The 15,519-nt window shown below is 37.3% G+C and carries 14 protein-coding genes and 2 tRNA genes; 7 read left to right on the top strand and 9 right to left on the bottom strand.

The genetic code is table 11. From position 1 onward, the window contains the following. Window positions 1-242 precede the first annotated feature (242 nt). The 3 genes from DO88_RS01275 to DO88_RS01285 all read right to left on the bottom strand — a co-directional run bounded on the left by DO88_RS01275 (window position 243) and on the right by DO88_RS01285 (window position 3,771). A complete protein-coding gene (locus DO88_RS01275; protein WP_033040936.1) occupies window positions 243-1,490 on the bottom strand; it encodes an amidohydrolase family protein in 1,248 nt (415 codons plus the stop codon). 12 nt (window positions 1,491-1,502) lie between these two features. After that, on the bottom strand, window positions 1,503-2,885 hold the full coding sequence (locus DO88_RS01280; protein ID WP_007375660.1) for an amidohydrolase: 1,383 nt from the start codon (window positions 2,883-2,885) through the stop codon (window positions 1,503-1,505). A gap of 100 nt (window positions 2,886-2,985) precedes the next feature. Beyond that, window positions 2,986-3,771 carry a hypothetical protein gene (locus DO88_RS01285; RefSeq protein WP_002962505.1) on the bottom strand — a complete coding sequence of 262 codons (786 nt, stop codon included), beginning with the start codon at window positions 3,769-3,771 and terminating at the stop codon, window positions 2,986-2,988. A 250-nt stretch (window positions 3,772-4,021) separates the two neighbouring features. On the opposite strand from DO88_RS01285, the gene DO88_RS01290 reads away from it, so the two are divergent. Continuing rightward, entirely contained in the window at window positions 4,022-4,381 is a 360-nt protein-coding gene (locus tag DO88_RS01290; protein WP_007375658.1) for a DUF3718 domain-containing protein, read from the top strand. Between the two features lie 58 nt (window positions 4,382-4,439). Here the strand turns inward: DO88_RS01290 and DO88_RS01295 are convergent, their stop codons facing one another. After that, window positions 4,440-5,132: a hypothetical protein gene (locus DO88_RS01295; protein ID WP_007375657.1), complete on the bottom strand. Its 693-nt coding sequence runs from the start codon at window positions 5,130-5,132 to the stop codon at window positions 4,440-4,442. A gap of 124 nt (window positions 5,133-5,256) precedes the next feature. Here DO88_RS01295 and DO88_RS01300 point away from each other — a divergent pair, with 124 nt between their 5' ends. Continuing rightward, complete coding sequence (locus DO88_RS01300) at window positions 5,257-6,129, top strand: fructosamine kinase family protein (RefSeq protein WP_007375656.1); 873 nt, start codon at window positions 5,257-5,259, stop codon at window positions 6,127-6,129. A gap of 115 nt (window positions 6,130-6,244) precedes the next feature. Beyond that, window positions 6,245-6,448 carry a CPXCG motif-containing cysteine-rich protein gene (locus DO88_RS01305; protein WP_007375655.1) on the top strand — a complete coding sequence of 68 codons (204 nt, stop codon included), beginning with the start codon at window positions 6,245-6,247 and terminating at the stop codon, window positions 6,446-6,448. A gap of 1 nt (window position 6,449) precedes the next feature. Here the strand turns inward: DO88_RS01305 and DO88_RS01310 are convergent, their stop codons facing one another. Continuing rightward, window positions 6,450-7,076: a riboflavin synthase gene (locus DO88_RS01310; protein ID WP_033040938.1), complete on the bottom strand. Its 627-nt coding sequence runs from the start codon at window positions 7,074-7,076 to the stop codon at window positions 6,450-6,452. Between the two features lie 128 nt (window positions 7,077-7,204). Here DO88_RS01310 and DO88_RS01315 point away from each other — a divergent pair, with 128 nt between their 5' ends. The 4 genes from DO88_RS01315 (at window position 7,205) to DO88_RS01330 (ending at window position 10,213) form a co-directional block, all read left to right on the top strand. After that, complete coding sequence (locus DO88_RS01315) at window positions 7,205-8,560, top strand: MATE family efflux transporter (RefSeq protein ID WP_007375653.1); 1,356 nt, start codon at window positions 7,205-7,207, stop codon at window positions 8,558-8,560. Next, window positions 8,538-9,590 carry a DUF3080 family protein gene (locus DO88_RS01320; protein ID WP_007375652.1) on the top strand — a complete coding sequence of 351 codons (1,053 nt, stop codon included), beginning with the start codon at window positions 8,538-8,540 and terminating at the stop codon, window positions 9,588-9,590. The genes DO88_RS01315 and DO88_RS01320 overlap by 23 nt, the downstream gene beginning before the upstream one ends. A 112-nt stretch (window positions 9,591-9,702) precedes the next feature. Then, window positions 9,703-9,779: transfer RNA gene (locus tag DO88_RS01325), tRNA-Val, on the top strand. Between the two features lie 357 nt (window positions 9,780-10,136). Next, window positions 10,137-10,213, top strand: a tRNA-Val gene (locus tag DO88_RS01330). Window positions 10,214-10,362: 149 nt separating this feature from the next. Here DO88_RS01330 and DO88_RS01335 read toward each other — a convergent pair. The 4 genes from DO88_RS01335 to DO88_RS01345 form a co-directional block, all read right to left on the bottom strand. Further along, complete coding sequence (locus DO88_RS01335; RefSeq protein ID WP_007378513.1) at window positions 10,363-11,130, bottom strand: hypothetical protein; 768 nt, start codon at window positions 11,128-11,130, stop codon at window positions 10,363-10,365. A gap of 473 nt (window positions 11,131-11,603) precedes the next feature. After that, window positions 11,604-12,557: a hypothetical protein gene (locus tag DO88_RS01340; RefSeq protein WP_033023827.1), complete on the bottom strand. Its 954-nt coding sequence runs from the start codon at window positions 12,555-12,557 to the stop codon at window positions 11,604-11,606. 80 nt (window positions 12,558-12,637) lie between these two features. Continuing rightward, window positions 12,638-13,840: a family 16 glycosylhydrolase gene (locus tag DO88_RS0118455; RefSeq protein WP_007378515.1), complete on the bottom strand. Its 1,203-nt coding sequence runs from the start codon at window positions 13,838-13,840 to the stop codon at window positions 12,638-12,640. A gap of 243 nt (window positions 13,841-14,083) precedes the next feature. Beyond that, window positions 14,084-15,352: a helix-turn-helix transcriptional regulator gene (locus DO88_RS01345; RefSeq protein ID WP_007378516.1), complete on the bottom strand. Its 1,269-nt coding sequence runs from the start codon at window positions 15,350-15,352 to the stop codon at window positions 14,084-14,086. Window positions 15,353-15,519 lie beyond the last annotated feature (167 nt).

Raw genomic sequence — 15,519 nt, 5'->3', positions numbered from 1 at the left:
TTTATGCAGGTTGGTATAAACTTTACAAAAAAAGGCCGCTACTTATAAAATAGCGGCCTTTGAATAATTAAATTTATTTATTTAATTATTTAGTATCATACCAATTCGCTTAATTAAGTGATCAACTTTGAGGCAAGAAAATCTTGTCGATAACAAGGCAAAAATTTCGTTATTTAGTTGCTCTATATCAGAAATTTTTAACGCAGTTACCGTCAGATTTAATCCCTCAAATTGATTAAGTATTATTGCGGGTTGGTATAAGCACGTGGCATTTTTGAATCTGTCGTATAGCGGTCACGCAGTTTATCTTGACGCGATTGTGTAGAAACCTCAACGCCATTAATAAACATTTTGCTCACATGGCTGCTTAGCTCAAACGGGTCATTACTCCATATTACTACATCAGCAGCTTTACCAACTTCAAGGCTACCTGCATTAATACCAAATACATCAGCAACGTTTGATGTAACCGCTTTTAACGCACCTTCTTGGCTCATACCGTACGACACAGCATTACCAGCATCAAAACGTAGCTGATAAATGTTGTGGCTTGCATCGCCGCCTACTGTTAGTAATACTTTAACGCCCGCTTTTTCAAGCACACTAGCATTATCTAAACTCGCATGAAGCGAATCAAAGCTTCCTGGTAAGCTATCCATTGCACTAACGATCACTGGGATATTTGCTTTAGCAACGCGCTCTTTAACTACAACAGCATCTTGCGCACCGTTAAGCACTAAATTAATGCCAAATTGCTCTTTTACTTTAATGAGCTCAATAATATCAGCCGCACGTGATACGCCAACCACTAATGGCATTTCGCCAGTGAGTACTTTTGCCATGACTTTATCTTCAGTACTTGGTTTGTCATCGTCTTTTTTCGCTTTTTTACCAGCTTTAGTTTTGTGCTCATCAAGCTTATTAATAAGTGTTTGCAAAGTAAAAGCACGTGAGCCTTTACTACGCTCACCTAAGTAAACAATTAAAGCCGCTTGTTTTTGCATGTCGCTGTCAAAACTACCACTTAAATCAACAACACTGGCAAGGCCTGAAAAAATGCTATCGCCGCCATGTGGAGTAATTACATCGCGTGTTACGCCGCCTTTACGAGCATAAGGCACTAAGCTTGAATGAGCGTTGTAAGCCAAGCTTACGTCAAAATCGATACCGGCTTTATCCTCGCCTGCATCGCGCGAGCCCGCAACTGCACTTACTTCAACTAAACCAAGTTGGTTAATACTTGCAATAAAGCCAGGGGTTACAATTTGACCTTTTGCATCAATAACCTTATCAGCTTTCACTTCAGTTGGGTTAATCGCGGTGATTTTACCATCTGTCATTACAATGCTTGCCGCTTCTAATACACCTTGATCAGATGACGTATGTAATGTTGCATTAATAATTGCTAGCGATTGTGCGCTTACAGCACCAGATGCTAATAATCCTGCAGCAACCAGAGAAAGCGAAAACGAACGTGATAAATTTTTCATTCTGGGTGCTCCTTATTGTTGACCTAACATAAAATCACTTACTGCTTGATACGCGCTGTCGTTTCTATCGTAAACTTTTGCACCATCAACAAACACTTGTTCAGCTTTAGCATAAACACTAAATGGGCTTTGATTCCAAATAACAACATCGCCCTGCTTACCTGCTTCTAGTGAACCTGTTTTGTCATCAATACCTAACGATTTAGCAGCGTTAGACGTGATCCATTTAATAGCGTGTTGCTCAGAAATATCAAAACCATTTTCGTTAGCGCGGTACATAACCTTGCCCGCTTCTTGGTTTAAACGCTGAATAGTAGTATCTGAATCTGAGTGAACAACTGCACACGAGTTTTTAACCGCATCAACAATAGCCACGTTTTCTTGTACCATATCGTAGGCTTCCATTTTAAAGCCCCACCAGTCTGGCCAAAGTGCAGCACACGAACCATTTTGGGCAAGTAAGTCAGCAATTTTATATGCTTCTACACCGTGATGAAAAGTACCTGCGTGGTAACCAAATTCTTTTGACAGGTCAATCATCATTGCCATTTCTTCAGCTTTATAACAATGATTATGAATCATCACTTCGCCTTCAAGCACACCGCGTAGCGTATCGTGTTTAATATCACGTACTGGTGCTTCTGGGTTTAAACCTGCCGCGTAATCGGCATCGTACTTATCCCATGCACGTTTGTATTCAGCAGCCTCAGCCCATGCCATACGGTAACCAGCCATATTACCCATACGAGTTGAAGGCAGCACGCCTTTGCGACCATAAACACGTTTAGGGTTTTCACCACATGCCATTTTTAAACCATACGGCGCGCCAGGAAATTTCATGCCTTGCATAGTGTGTGCAGGTACATTTTTAAGCGTAACACCGCGACCACCAAATAAGTTAGCTGAGCCTGGTAAAATTTGCAGAGAAGTAATGCCGCCTTCGCGGGCGCGGTTAAAGCCTGGATCTTGTGGCCAGACAGAATGCTCAACCCACACTTCTGCAGTGTTAGGGCTGGTCATTTCGTTACCATCTTGATGCGACTCAACCGACGGGCTTGGGTATGCGCCTAAATGTGAATGTACGTCAATAATACCCGGTGTTACCCATTTGCCTTGTGCATCAATTGTAATATCAGCAGTGGCTGTTAAGTCTTTACCGACTTGTTGTACTTTGCCGTCAACAAGTAATACATCTGTTTCATCTAAACGCTCACCAGTACCTGTTAAAACGGTGGCATTGGTAATTAATGTGCTAGATGTAGAAACTGGCTGATAAGTACTTGGGTAAGGGTTTTTGTTAATTGTTATTTTATCGTCTTGCGGGCCGTTTTCTTGGCAACCTACAAGTGCAGCAGCTAAGCCCACTGCTAATAAAGAAGGTGCAAATTTTTGCATGTTGTTTGGATCTCCTGTTTTTTTGCTACTTTAGCGAAAGCTAAGGAATAAAGCCAAAAAAACAGGTGAAAACGCAGTTAATTAAGATGAATATCTGTAATTATTTCTTTATATAATTGTTATACAACTTTTCAAGCGCACCTTCGGTGGTAAGCGAGGGGTCTTTGCTTATAAAGTGCTTTACCGTACGCGTCACAAAATCAGAGTTTTGCTTATGTAGCTTTGAAAAATCTTTAATAAGTGTATTACCGTCTTTAGCTGCAGTTACTTTGTCATGACGGTGACGATACTGGCTCAATGCTTTATTAAAATCACCTTGGTAGTCTTCAACCAAAATTTTATAAAAGTCACTTTTTTGTACGTTTAAATCATTAATGCAGTAATTTAGCGCTTCTTTAAAGTCGGTAAATATCATGCCCTCTACATCAAACTCTTTCGTTTTTTCACGCACAGCTACTTTGGCATCTTCTGTGGCATAGCTAAAACCCGTAAAGGCTAAACGCTCAGCGGCTTCTTTTCCTAATTTCATACCCGCTTGAATACTATGGGCAAACTCGTCGCTCATGTCGCCAAGTTCGCTTTCTTCCCACATGTTATAAACGCGCAGTGGTTTAGCATATTTATTTGAGAGCTTTTTTTTAAGCTTGGTAAAACGCTCATCAATCGTCATCAGTCTTTCGTTATGTAAAAGTGCATGACACTCATAACACGCAGGGATAGAGATAAAGTCAGCCTCTTCACCTAAATCAACAATGCTTTGTAGCATATGCAATGGTGGACAATGGTCGCGCTCTGTTGCTTCACAACCACAATAAAAACACTGGTTAAAATGCTGCTGATCGCAAGCGTATGCTTGCTGATAATAACTGGCTAACGTTTTGCTCACCGTTGCTCCTAAAAAAACACGACTAAATTATGGGGGCGATAATAACAGCCTGAAAAAATAAATCAGCTGTAATAAAAAAATTTATATAAGTGTGTCAAAAAACATACTTAAATTGCTATTAATTCATACATCTAATTATAAGTGTGTATTAATCACATACTTGCTTACAGCTTGTTGCATTTGGTTAACAGCTTTTTTATTCAATTCGTTTAATACTTACCCTGCACCCGCAAATAATGAGGAATAAATTATGAACATATTAAAAGCAACTTTATATACTGGCTTAGTATTAAGCGCGGCACTTATTACAACGCCAACTTTAGCAGCAAAATTTGTTGCTGCTGATACAAGCCCAGGTACACAGGCTTGTATGGCTGTTGCGTCTAATAAAGCCTATAAATTGCGTGCAACACTGCGTGATTTACGTACCAGTAAAGCCGCCATCAACAAACTGCAATGTAATAACTTACCAATAACAGAATTTGTATCACTTTATAATTTAGATAAAAGCGCTAATTATCTAAATATTGAAGCGACAACACGCACATCAATTAAAGATTTAGCCAAAGTAAACATGCCTACAGTAACTATTATTACAAGCCCTAAATAAATGGCAGCTAAAAAGCAATTAAGCAGGCTGTTAAACCGCTTGCTTAATTCATTTTAAGTTAGATAATCACCGCTATTAAGCCAAATAAACCACCAAATACACCGCCCCACACAACAAGCCAGCCTAGGTGCTCGCGGATCATAGTTTGAATAATCTCTTTCACCATCTTAGGGGTAAGCTCATCTAAGCGCTCATCAACTAGTTTAAGCACTGTTTTATATAAACTCTCTGCGCTGTTACCTTGTGAAAGTGTTTGGGTTACTAATGCTTTAAAATCGTCAGTTTGAGAGATCTCACCAAGCGACAGTTGCATTTTTTCAATAAACTTTTCACGCATTGGCTCTATTGCCGCTGTACCGCCAAACATTCCTAGCATACTGCCAAACTGAGATTGCTCTATTACTTCTAACAAATTGTCAAAAGCAGGGTTTAAATCAACATTGCTAATTATTGGCTCAAAGTCGATATTTGGCTGTGCTTTATTTAGTAAATTATTAATTTTTTGCTCTGAAAAAAACTCCGTTAATATTAAGTTTCTTATGGCCACTTTAAAACTTTCAAATTTAAGTGCTATAACGCCTGAGCCATATAAAAACGGAACCTTTTCGAATAACATATGAATAGCCAATAAATTAGTTACCGCACCAGAAAGTGCAAATAAACCAACAGATAGCACAATTGCTTGGTTAAACACAAAACCTACAACAACACATAAACCTGCTAGCGAATTGGTTATTAAACTTTTGTTCATTCTTACTCCATTACAGTAAATGTAGTTTTATGCAATATAGCCGTTAATTTTACAACGTTTAGATTGTTAAATTAATTCCTTTTTGCCATAGTTTAACTATCTGTTTAAAAGGTGAGCAATTGTTATGTGGAAAACAGTAAACGAGCACATCAGCCAAGCTATTCATTATGATTTTAAACACACCCACAAACGCCAACTACAAAGTTCCAGCTCCGATAAACTATTTCATTTAAGTAACGGTACACAAAACTACTTAGTAAAAGTAGCATTAAAAAATGAACTCGAACGTTTTGAAAGTGAAGCTATCGGTTTAGAACTTTTAGCACAAAATAGTGTATTTATGGTGCCCGATTGCATTGTAACAGGTGCAAACATAGAATTTTCGTTTATCGTTTTAGAATGGCTAGTACTTGATAAACAACCTCATGATACGTGGTCTGCTATGGGTAAAAACTTGGCTAAAATGCACACCATACATGAACAGGCTATGTTTGGTTTTGATGTAGACAATTATTTAGCTACAACCATACAACCTAACCGCTGGCATAAAAAATGGGACGTATTTTATGCCGAAGAACGTATCGGCTGGCAATTACAGTTACTCGCTGAAAAAGGCATTAACTTTGTTGAACCCGAACGCTTAATAAATACGATAAAAGAACAACTCCATAGCCATCAAGTAAAGCCATCATTACTGCACGGTGATTTTTGGCGCGGAAACATGGGGTTTATCAATATGCTTCCAACCGTATTTAATCCAGCTTGTTATTATGGTGATCGGGAAGTTGATATTGCGATGAGCGAGTTGTTTGCCCCGCTCCCTGAAAATTTTTATACTGCCTACAATCAGCAATATCCGCTTTCGCAAAACTATCAAAAACGAAAATTGATTTATCAATTATACCCAATTTTAAATCACGCTAACATTTTTGCTGGACACTATCTCACTGAAGCAAAACAACATATAGAAATGCTCACAGCAACCAATGTAAAATAAGTGTCACAATCCTCCAGACCGACTATATTTAGTAAAGTAAGGAGTTCAGCTTTGATCCATTAAGTTTTTGCTAGAGTTATTTGCAACCACTTAATTATTTATAACTGGAGTGATTATGAAAGACTTTTTGTCACAACGAATCGCCTGCCCACATTGCGGACACCACATTCATTTAGACTTAGATGCAAGTATGGGCGATCAAGATTATATAGAAGACTGTGCAGCCTGCTGTAACCCAATTCATTTAAACATGCATATAGACTATGCTAACAATAAATTAGAGCTACACGTAGACAGCGACGACGAACAAATATTTTAATTTAAACCTGATGGCGTAAGTAATTTTCTATCGTGTTTACAATAGTATAAGTTTGCTGATCTACTTCAATATTTAGCTTATCACCTACTTGTGCTGCACCAATGTTTGTAATAGCGAGCGTTTCGGGAATAAGGTGTAACCAAAATCCTTGCTCGTCAATTTCACCCACGGTTAAGCTTGCGCCATTTATAGCAACAAAGCCTTTATATAACACATACTTTTTCCACTCTTTTGGTAAGCTTAATTGAATTTTACAGTTATTCTCAAGCTTCACAATTTGAGAGATTTGTGACGTACAATGAATATGCCCAGACACTATATGCCCACCCAATTCAGTACCAAACGTAACTGAGCGCTCGTAATTAACTAAGCTGCCTAGCTCAAGCAACCCTAAATTAGTTAGCTTTAGGGTTTCGTCAATCACATCAAAATGTACTTGCGCCACCACATCATGGTTACTTAGTTCAACTTGCACAACAGTTAAGCAACACCCGTTAATAGCTATACTTGCGCCTAAATCTAGGTGTTTTACATATTCATCACTTACCGATATAACTAAACGTAGAACGCCGGCTGTTTGAGTTTTAGAAACCACTGTTGCTTGCGTTTGCACTATTCCTGTAAACATAAAATCACTTAAAATTATTACAAAGTGATAGTTTAACGTATCAACTAATAAAATCATTCACAACTGAGATTTTTATTTGAAACACAATAGATTACAATTGTGTTCTGTTTTATTAAATAGCTGTTTTTATGACCTTTTGTAATTGGGAAGCTAAACGCTTACTCTCTCTTGCTCTTCCTGTTTTTTTAGCTCAAGTTACCCTTGTTTTAATGTCGGTGGTCGACACTATTATGGCCGGTCAAGTAAGTCCTACAGATTTAGCGGCACTGTCTATTGCCACAGGTATTTGGAATCCTTTGTTACTTGCATTACAAGGCATTTTATTAGCGCTCACCGGTATCATTGCTCAGTGCGCAGGTGCGAATGACAAAAAAGGTATTAGCCATTATTTTCAACAAGCCCTTTATTTAACCGTACTATTGAGTGCTATAGGGTTCGGTATCACTTATCTAGCCGACATAATTATATTAAGGCTCGATACCAGCCCAGCAATTGCAAGCCTTGCTTTTGACTACATTCATTTTGTTAAATGGGGTGTATTCGGCTTTTTAATTTTTACCACTTATAGAAACATGACCGAAGGCATGGGCATGACTAAACCCGCTTTTTACATAAGCTTGCTGGGTTTAGCTGTGAATATTCCGGTAAATTATATTTTTATAAATGGTTTGTTTGGTTTACCTGCCTACGGCGGCGCGGGTTGTGGTATTGCAACAGCAATTGTTTTAACTGTTATGGCAATTGCACAAGTGACTTACTGCCAACTAAGTAAAAAAGTAGACGCTAAAGGCCTGCTTACTCCATTTGAAAAACCTAACCTAGCCACCATTGTAACTATTACAAAATTAGGTATTCCAATTTCATTAGCCACCTTTTTTGAAGTAACCTTATTTGCCTGTATTCCTCTATTTATAGCGCATTTAGGCGCTGTGGCTGTATCAGGTCATCAAATAGCAGCCAGTGTAACTACATTATTGTTTATGATGCCGCTAAGCCTTTCTATCGCTATTAGTATCCGTATTGGTAATCTATATGGTCAAAATCATTTAAAGCAATTAAGGGTCGCCGTGTCGACCAGTTATATTTTAGCGATTGTTATCGCACTGTTTTTAGCACTTATTACATTTACAGGTCGTGATTTAATTAGCCAGTTGTACACAGATAGTCCCGAAGTAATTGCCCTTGCTACCTCAATTATGATTTTAGCCTGTGTTTATCAACTACCTGATGCTCTGCAAGTAGCAGCAAACGGTGTATTACGGGGTTTAAAATACACAGCACCTATTTCCTATATCACCTTTATATCGTATTGGTTAATCGGCTTTAGCTTAGGTTACGTATTGGCAAGAACAGACATAATAGTGCCAGCAATGGGGCCACACGGTTTTTGGGTCGGAATAATAGTCGGGCTAACCGTTGCCGCCGTATTGTTGATGCTCACAGTAAATAAGCGCTTTAAACGTGAACCATTCATTACCGAGTAAATTAATAATAAAGCGCTCACTACCAGTCGTTATATTGCTGTTAGTGAGCGTTTTTACGCTAACTAGTTGCAGTAAAGCACCTAGCTCAATAAATAATACCTACATAACGCGTTTAAGTGACACACTTAACACCTCACCCATTACACCGGTAGTGCTTGAGCAATTAAAACTAACAAGACCGTCAGTGCTCAGCGAGAGCAAAATTACCCTAAGCATAGTTGAATTTGCTGGGCTTACCCGCTGTAGGCTTAATGTACTTATAAGCGAGCACAATAATCAACTTGGCAAAACAGCAACTGCGGCGAGCCAACTAAAGTACCAAATAAATTTCATTCAAAGCGCTGATAATTGCTTAAATACACTTGATGACAATACCGCTATTTATAGCAAAATAAGTGACGCAAAAAAACAAAAGCAAGCACACTTAATGCACTACTTTAATACCATGCTATTTAAAGAGCCTGAGCTCAACCGCACTTGGTTACTCACATCAAACGAGCTTTCAATGCAACCTGCAGGGTATAGCGACACTGTAGAGGCGCTTACGCAACTTGTTACTATAAAAAAACAGATAAAATCTCAGCAATTTAGTCAAGTTAATACTGACAGCCTGTTTAATGCATTAGAGCAACTCAACAAATACAGATTTAACCAAGCGCTTATTCAATCCGCTAGGCAACAAATAGCACTCAACAACAGCGCAACACAGTTTGTAAAAACAATAAGCTTCGGCGATCTTTGCCCTACGGGTAAAAATAAAAAAGAAGCTAAAATAATAAGTAATGTATTTCAAAAATATTATTTAAAACAAATTCAGCCATACCAAGCACAACTGACCGGATACCTTGAAGTATTACAACCACTTTACAACCGACTTTGGTTTGAAGAAAATATAACGGTTAAGCAAATTAATTATTTAATAGATGAAAACTCACCCAACAATTTACTAAATCAATTAAAAGGCTCAGCAGTAGATCATGTAGTTTGGTGGCAAAAATTTTATAAAACGTGTGAAATAAGCCCAATATGAATAAAAAAACGGCAAATAAACTCAAAAATAACAAACTTGCTTGATTCACCACCCGCCACGCTATATATTAGCCGCCGTTGTTAAGTAATTAACAACTTACTTAAACAGTAATACGACTGTAGCTCAGTTGGTTAGAGCACTACCTTGACATGGTAGGGGTCGGTGGTTCGAATCCACTCAGTCGTACCAACATTGATGAAACGTATAATTGAAGGAAAGAGCACTACCTACTCTTGACCACCCGGTCCAAGGGTCAGTAACTCGAATCCACTCAGTCGTACCAACATTTAAGTAAAATAAATAAAAGTACATCTGAAGGAAAAAGCACTACCTACTCTTGATCACCCGGTCCAAAGGTCAGTAGTTCGAATCCATTCAGTCGTACCAACGTTTAAGTAAAATAAATAAAAGTACATCTGAAGGAAAGAGCACTACCTACTCTTGACCACCCGGTCCAAGGGTCAGTAACTCGAATCCACTCAGTCGTACCAACATTTATTCTTAACTTAAAGAGTAAATCTATTTAAGTTAAACCTCAAAAATTGTACGACTGTAGCTCAGTTGGTTAGAGCACTACCTTGACATGGTAGGGGTCGGTGGTTCGAATCCACTCAGTCGTACCACTTCAAAGTAATAAAAAACCAAAAAAACACTACCCACTCTTGATCACCCGCTCCAAAGGTCGATGGTTCCAATCCACTCAGTCGTACCAATTCAAAGTAATAAAAAACCAAAAAAAGCACTACCCATAGGTTCTGCTTTAGGATTTGCTCTAATTATTAGAAACAAATTCGACTTTAAACTCGCCTAAACCTTCATATTTAATTGACGTTACCTCATTTATATCTAACTCCATCACACCGTTATAAGAACCGGTAATGAAAATTTGATCTGTTTTTAATTCAAAGCCATTAGCCGCTAAGAAATTTATAGCCCAATAAAGTGGCTCCTGTGGCAAGTGAGCTGGGTGTTTACCAATATGATTTGACTCCCTATCGCCTTGCTTAACAGTAATATGTATGTTGCTGCTCTCATATACTTTTTTAATGTCTACTTTAGGGCCTAAATAAACACCTTGATTAGACAAACCATCCGCTAATTTTTCGAAATGTGTAGCCGAATAATCGTCTGTGAATCTATTTTGAATAAGCTCTAAAGCAAGGTGGGCACTACCAATTGCATTATCTACCTCTTCATTTTTATATTCTTTAAAGATATCTAAATTTTTATTCAACACAAAGGCAATTTCAGGCTCCATTAATGCTTTATCGTTCTTTGTAATAAGCTCGCAATGTTCGATCGATTTAATTGGCATGTGAAGAAGAGGAGCTAAAATGTATGCACCATTGTCTAATGGCAACATACATTTCCAGCCATAAACCGTGTTATTATTTAGCTTAATCATTAATTTTTGTACATTAATTACGTCATTCATTGAGCTAATAGTCAGGTTTTCAGGGAAATCTGAAACTTCATTATTGTGCCCTCTTTTATTCAATAAATACTTTGCAATACTGGTAAACTTTGATGAGTTAGTCATTTTATTCCTATTAAATCAATTTATAACAAGGCTTAATCACGGCGTGAAGTTTGTAACCTAGTGAGCTCGATAACTGCTCCTGCGTTACTCTACTGGCTTACATTCATGTAAGAATAAGTAAAAACCGAGTAAAGCTTCCGTGTCCTGCTCACGCCCCTTATCTGCATCAATATAAGCAACAAAGAGTTAATCATCCCTAGAAAGAACCCAAGGGCGCGAATGTTTGGTATTTATGCTGCGTTATCAACTATTTATTGGGAATAACCACACTACACAGGCTCTGCGCCGCCTAAAAACCAAACAAATTGCTGTAAATTCAACCTCCCAAGTTCAACACGACCTAAGCATTTTCTATTCAAAGTACGGCTTTTAGATTAAGTATTTCCTGATAATCATGCAGCAACATACACACCAAAACATACTACATTTACATACATTAAGTGTATTGTTTAGCTTTGCTTATTATAGGTTTATTACAATTTATCAAACAAACGGGCACGCAATGTTGGGTTGTGAATTTGCTCTATTAGCGGAGTAAGGCCAACTATGGATGAGCCTGTATAGTCAATATAGCTCTGTATCGCGTAAAATTTTGCTTCCTCACCCTCTAACATATGTATCCATTCTAGTGCCTTATTAAGTTCACCTTCTGGCCATTGACTAATAATAGAGTACGCTAAATCTGGCTGTAATAATGATGGGTAAGTATAAAATTCATCTTGTAGCTTTTGTGGGTTTTGACTCGTTAATTGTAGCGCTAGTTCATGTTGAATTAGTTTACGATCATTCGCTTTTATTTGTGTATTTATTTCAAGGTATTCTAGTAACTGAATAGGATCGTGTTTTGCCCACACTTTTAACAAGCTGAGTTCAGCCTCTTTTTTGATATTGGAATTATCTAATGCATTTAGCCAATCAATTGCATAATAAGGATTTACTTTCGCCTGTGCATTTAAGTATTCGTTAACAATATTCAAATTTGAATAAAACTCTTGTGTACTTAAGATGATGTCACTTGCTATTGATAAATTTTCTGAGATTAATATACGCATTACTTTACTGATATATAACGTACGTTCCTTAGTAGCACGTTGCTGATTAAGCCAACTCAAACAAGAATAAGGCGCTTTTTTTATCCACATTTTTAAAATGTCGCTTATTTTTTCTATACGTTGTTGTTGAGCGCCTATTAATAACGCTTTATTCAACATAATTATATATTGCGGCTTTTTAACTATAGACTTAGAGGCACTGTTGCTATTAAGTATTTTTTTTGTAAAACGTGGGGGAACGTCTACTTTATAAAATTTAATATTACCATCTTCTATTGGCTTATCATTAGGGCTATTTGCCAAATGTATACATACACAAGCTATTATTAAGCACATAAAAGTAAGACCCAAGCGGCGTAAATTTGTATTCGTCATATTATTAAGTCCCTAAAATCATTGCTCTGCGACTTGAAAATAGCATGCCTCAAATCCTTTTGAGGCTAATTAGTTTTAATTTATATTACACTCACGGCTAAAGTATCTATTTTGCCTTTATTTTTAGTTTTAACCGTAATTGTCGCGCTGCCTTTATTTTTGGCTTTAACAACTCCGGCATTATTCACGGTAGCTACATTTTTATTGCTAGTAGAATAAATAACATTTTTGTTCGTTGCGCAGGCAGGTAACACCGTCGATTCAATCGTTGCTGACTGGCCTTTTCTCAACGCTTGTGTTGGTGAACTTATACTCACACTGTTAACACCAACCCACGTATCAGGGCATGAATTCCCGCCCTGAGAATCCCCTCCATCTGGATTTGTATTATTCCCAACTTTTACCCATGATCTAACATAATCAACTTCCATAGACGTTGGAAAACCTTGCTCTGAGTTATTAGCTGATGGATAAAATTGATTACACTTCCACTCGGTATGCGGGGCGCGAAGACCTTGCGATAGAGTTAGATTCATTTGGCGATGCCAATAAAGATTTTTTTTCTGACCTACAACAACGCCATCTACATACCACGTAATGTCATCTTTAGTTACATTAACTCCATAGGTATGAAAATCATTACGCGGATCAAAAGGTAGGTGGTAGCCGCTATGGTTTGTATCAGGAAATGTACCAGGGCGCATCCAAGTAGGCTTGCCATTTTTTACTACAATATTATGCAGATCATGGTCTGACTCTCTTACCGAGCGTTTTTGAGTTAGCTCCACTACATCTATTTCGCTGTACTGCACATCGCCTTCTTCAGTTAAAGAGCGGTCAATTGTGCTGTACATCCAAAATGCAGGTGAAACACCAGGAAACGTACTTGCGCCTTTAATGCGCGCTTCATAATATCCGTAGTTGCCTGTAGCTCTAGACTTAGCTACCCCTGATGTATAATAAAGTGGATAATTAGTCAGTTGTTTTTGATTACATCCATCCCAAAAGTTACGCTGATGCGTTTCACGCTTAGTTGTAAGCTTTAATTTTCCATCGGAGACGGTTGCATTTTCATTCTTCCAAGACCAAACACCGTAGTTTTCAGTTTGAAAATTCCACTTAGTCGCGTCTTTTACATCGAACTCATCCGAGCGCTTAACTTGTAAAATCCATGTTTCGCCAGGTTTTGCTATAGGTGGTTGCATGTCTGCTTGGGATGCTGAACTTATTAGTAGCATACCTAACGCTGATACCGGTAAAATTACTGTATTTGTAAGGTTCATTATTTATCCATTAGTTGTCAGTATAAACCGAATCTGTAAACACATAAAAACTGTGTACAGAATTGCGTGGTCAGGCATTAATTTACACAGGGAAACAAGGTTATTTAACTGCATAATTTAATGCCTAACATCAGCCGATAAATTGCACGAATGCAACATGGCCGATTAGCTAATTTAATATGAAAATAATGGTATAAACCTCAAAATATGGGTACTAAGTTCTCTAAAAACGGCTTTTACCCATTATTTAGTTGTAGTTTTCCCAGTAAAAATATCTTTAAATTGCCTCGGGGTAAAGTTTGTTCTTTTTTTGAAAACCGTAGCAAAATAATTTGAATTATTAAAACCAACCTCAAAGGCCGTTTCTGTTACGGACTTTTCAAGCAACATAACCTTTGCTTTTTCTATTCGTATATCAATTATTTGATTGTTAATTGTATTACTTGTTGCCTGCCTAAATTGCTTTATTAAGTAAGAACGACTTACTCCAATGGCACAGGCAATTATGTCAATGTTAATGTTTTTAGAGTAATTTTTGTCGATATATCGCTGCGCAGCTCTTACAACATCTTCATTAACACTAACCCCTTTGGTATTAGTGTTATGCTTTACTAAATGTTTGTCGGATAGAAAAATGTAAGTAACTTGGGAAAAATATTTATTAACGTATTTAAAGACCGAGGCTAAGTAACGTTTATTTAGCTGTGATTTTACGACGCCGAAACATACTATTAAATTAGCTTTTTTAAGCTTATTCTTGAGCAAAAGAGAGCTATTTATAAACTTATTTTTATCCAATGTATGATTTTTTTCAGGTTTAAAGAGTGACGCTGGCGCAGTATTTAACCTAAGCGCGTTATTTGTAATGTATATATCTTTAAATATTGCTGCAGCCCAAATTAGACCACAAACACTTGTACCCGCATAATAGAATACCCAATGCTGGTAAACACTCCCTAGCACAGCGACAACACCTAAACATAATGCACTGTATATATAGCCATGGTTTTTCAGATTTTTCCCATGCAAAAGCAAATATCCACATGGCAAAATTAATAACATCATAATAGCCACTACCTGTAAGTAATAAACATGGTTTATTACCAGCCAAGTAAAAGGTCCAATAACGACCCCAAAATCTAAAAGCACGTTTATTTTAGGGTGAGTCAAATCAGTTAATACCAAATAACTAAGTGAAAATACAAAGCCAAAAGCGTAGCTGAAATATTGTACTGCATGGGGCAGCAATATGTCTGATTGTCTAAAAAGGGCAACCAATAAAGAAGGAAGTCCGAACCAAAAAAATAAAATAGTACGCCCGAGCTGCAGGTAAGGTTTAGTATGCTCAATAGGAAGTGCGTTAAGTAAAGGCCCGCACAAATAAAAAATAAATGTAATAAAAAATATTACATAATAGTTATAGGCAGTACCAAAACGTTTACGTACGAGAGAGAAGTAAACCAGTGCCATAAAAAATATATTAGCTACCAATAACGGAATAATACAACGCATAAATATATCCCACGTTAATAGGTTTTCTATCAAACTTTACCCTACCTTTTATGTATTCAATTAACTAACATATTATGTTTATATAAATAACACAAATAAGCCAGTTTAATTTTGTGTTTAAGTAGCATGTGGGAACTAAAATCGCGAATACAAAATGTGTTTTACAA

Source organism: Pseudoalteromonas sp. S3431 (assembly GCF_000690035.1).
In the GTDB taxonomy this organism is placed as follows: domain Bacteria; phylum Pseudomonadota; class Gammaproteobacteria; order Enterobacterales; family Alteromonadaceae; genus Pseudoalteromonas; species Pseudoalteromonas fuliginea.
The sequence above is the reverse complement of the archived record's forward strand: the minus strand, read 5'-3'. Positions and strand labels throughout refer to the sequence as shown.

Excerpts from the sequence above, each read along its gene's own strand:
- DO88_RS01275 (WP_033040936.1), bottom strand. The coding sequence starts at position 1,490 with ATGAAAAATTTATCACGTTCGTTTTCGCTTTCTCTGGTTGCTGCAGGA.
- DO88_RS01280 (WP_007375660.1), bottom strand. The coding sequence starts at position 2,885 with ATGCAAAAATTTGCACCTTCTTTATTAGCAGTGGGCTTAGCTGCTGCA.
- DO88_RS01290 (WP_007375658.1), top strand. The coding sequence starts at position 4,022 with ATGAACATATTAAAAGCAACTTTATATACTGGCTTAGTATTAAGCGCG.
- DO88_RS01295 (WP_007375657.1), bottom strand. The coding sequence starts at position 5,132 with ATGAACAAAAGTTTAATAACCAATTCGCTAGCAGGTTTATGTGTTGTT.
- DO88_RS01300 (WP_007375656.1), top strand. The coding sequence starts at position 5,257 with ATGTGGAAAACAGTAAACGAGCACATCAGCCAAGCTATTCATTATGAT.
- DO88_RS01305 (WP_007375655.1), top strand. The coding sequence starts at position 6,245 with ATGAAAGACTTTTTGTCACAACGAATCGCCTGCCCACATTGCGGACAC.
- DO88_RS01310 (WP_033040938.1), bottom strand. The coding sequence starts at position 7,076 with ATGTTTACAGGAATAGTGCAAACGCAAGCAACAGTGGTTTCTAAAACT.
- DO88_RS01315 (WP_007375653.1), top strand. The coding sequence starts at position 7,205 with ATGACCTTTTGTAATTGGGAAGCTAAACGCTTACTCTCTCTTGCTCTT.
- DO88_RS01335 (WP_007378513.1), bottom strand. The coding sequence starts at position 11,130 with ATGACTAACTCATCAAAGTTTACCAGTATTGCAAAGTATTTATTGAAT.
- DO88_RS01340 (WP_033023827.1), bottom strand. The coding sequence starts at position 12,557 with ATGACGAATACAAATTTACGCCGCTTGGGTCTTACTTTTATGTGCTTA.
- DO88_RS0118455 (WP_007378515.1), bottom strand. The coding sequence starts at position 13,840 with ATGAACCTTACAAATACAGTAATTTTACCGGTATCAGCGTTAGGTATG.
- DO88_RS01345 (WP_007378516.1), bottom strand. The coding sequence starts at position 15,352 with ATGCGTTGTATTATTCCGTTATTGGTAGCTAATATATTTTTTATGGCA.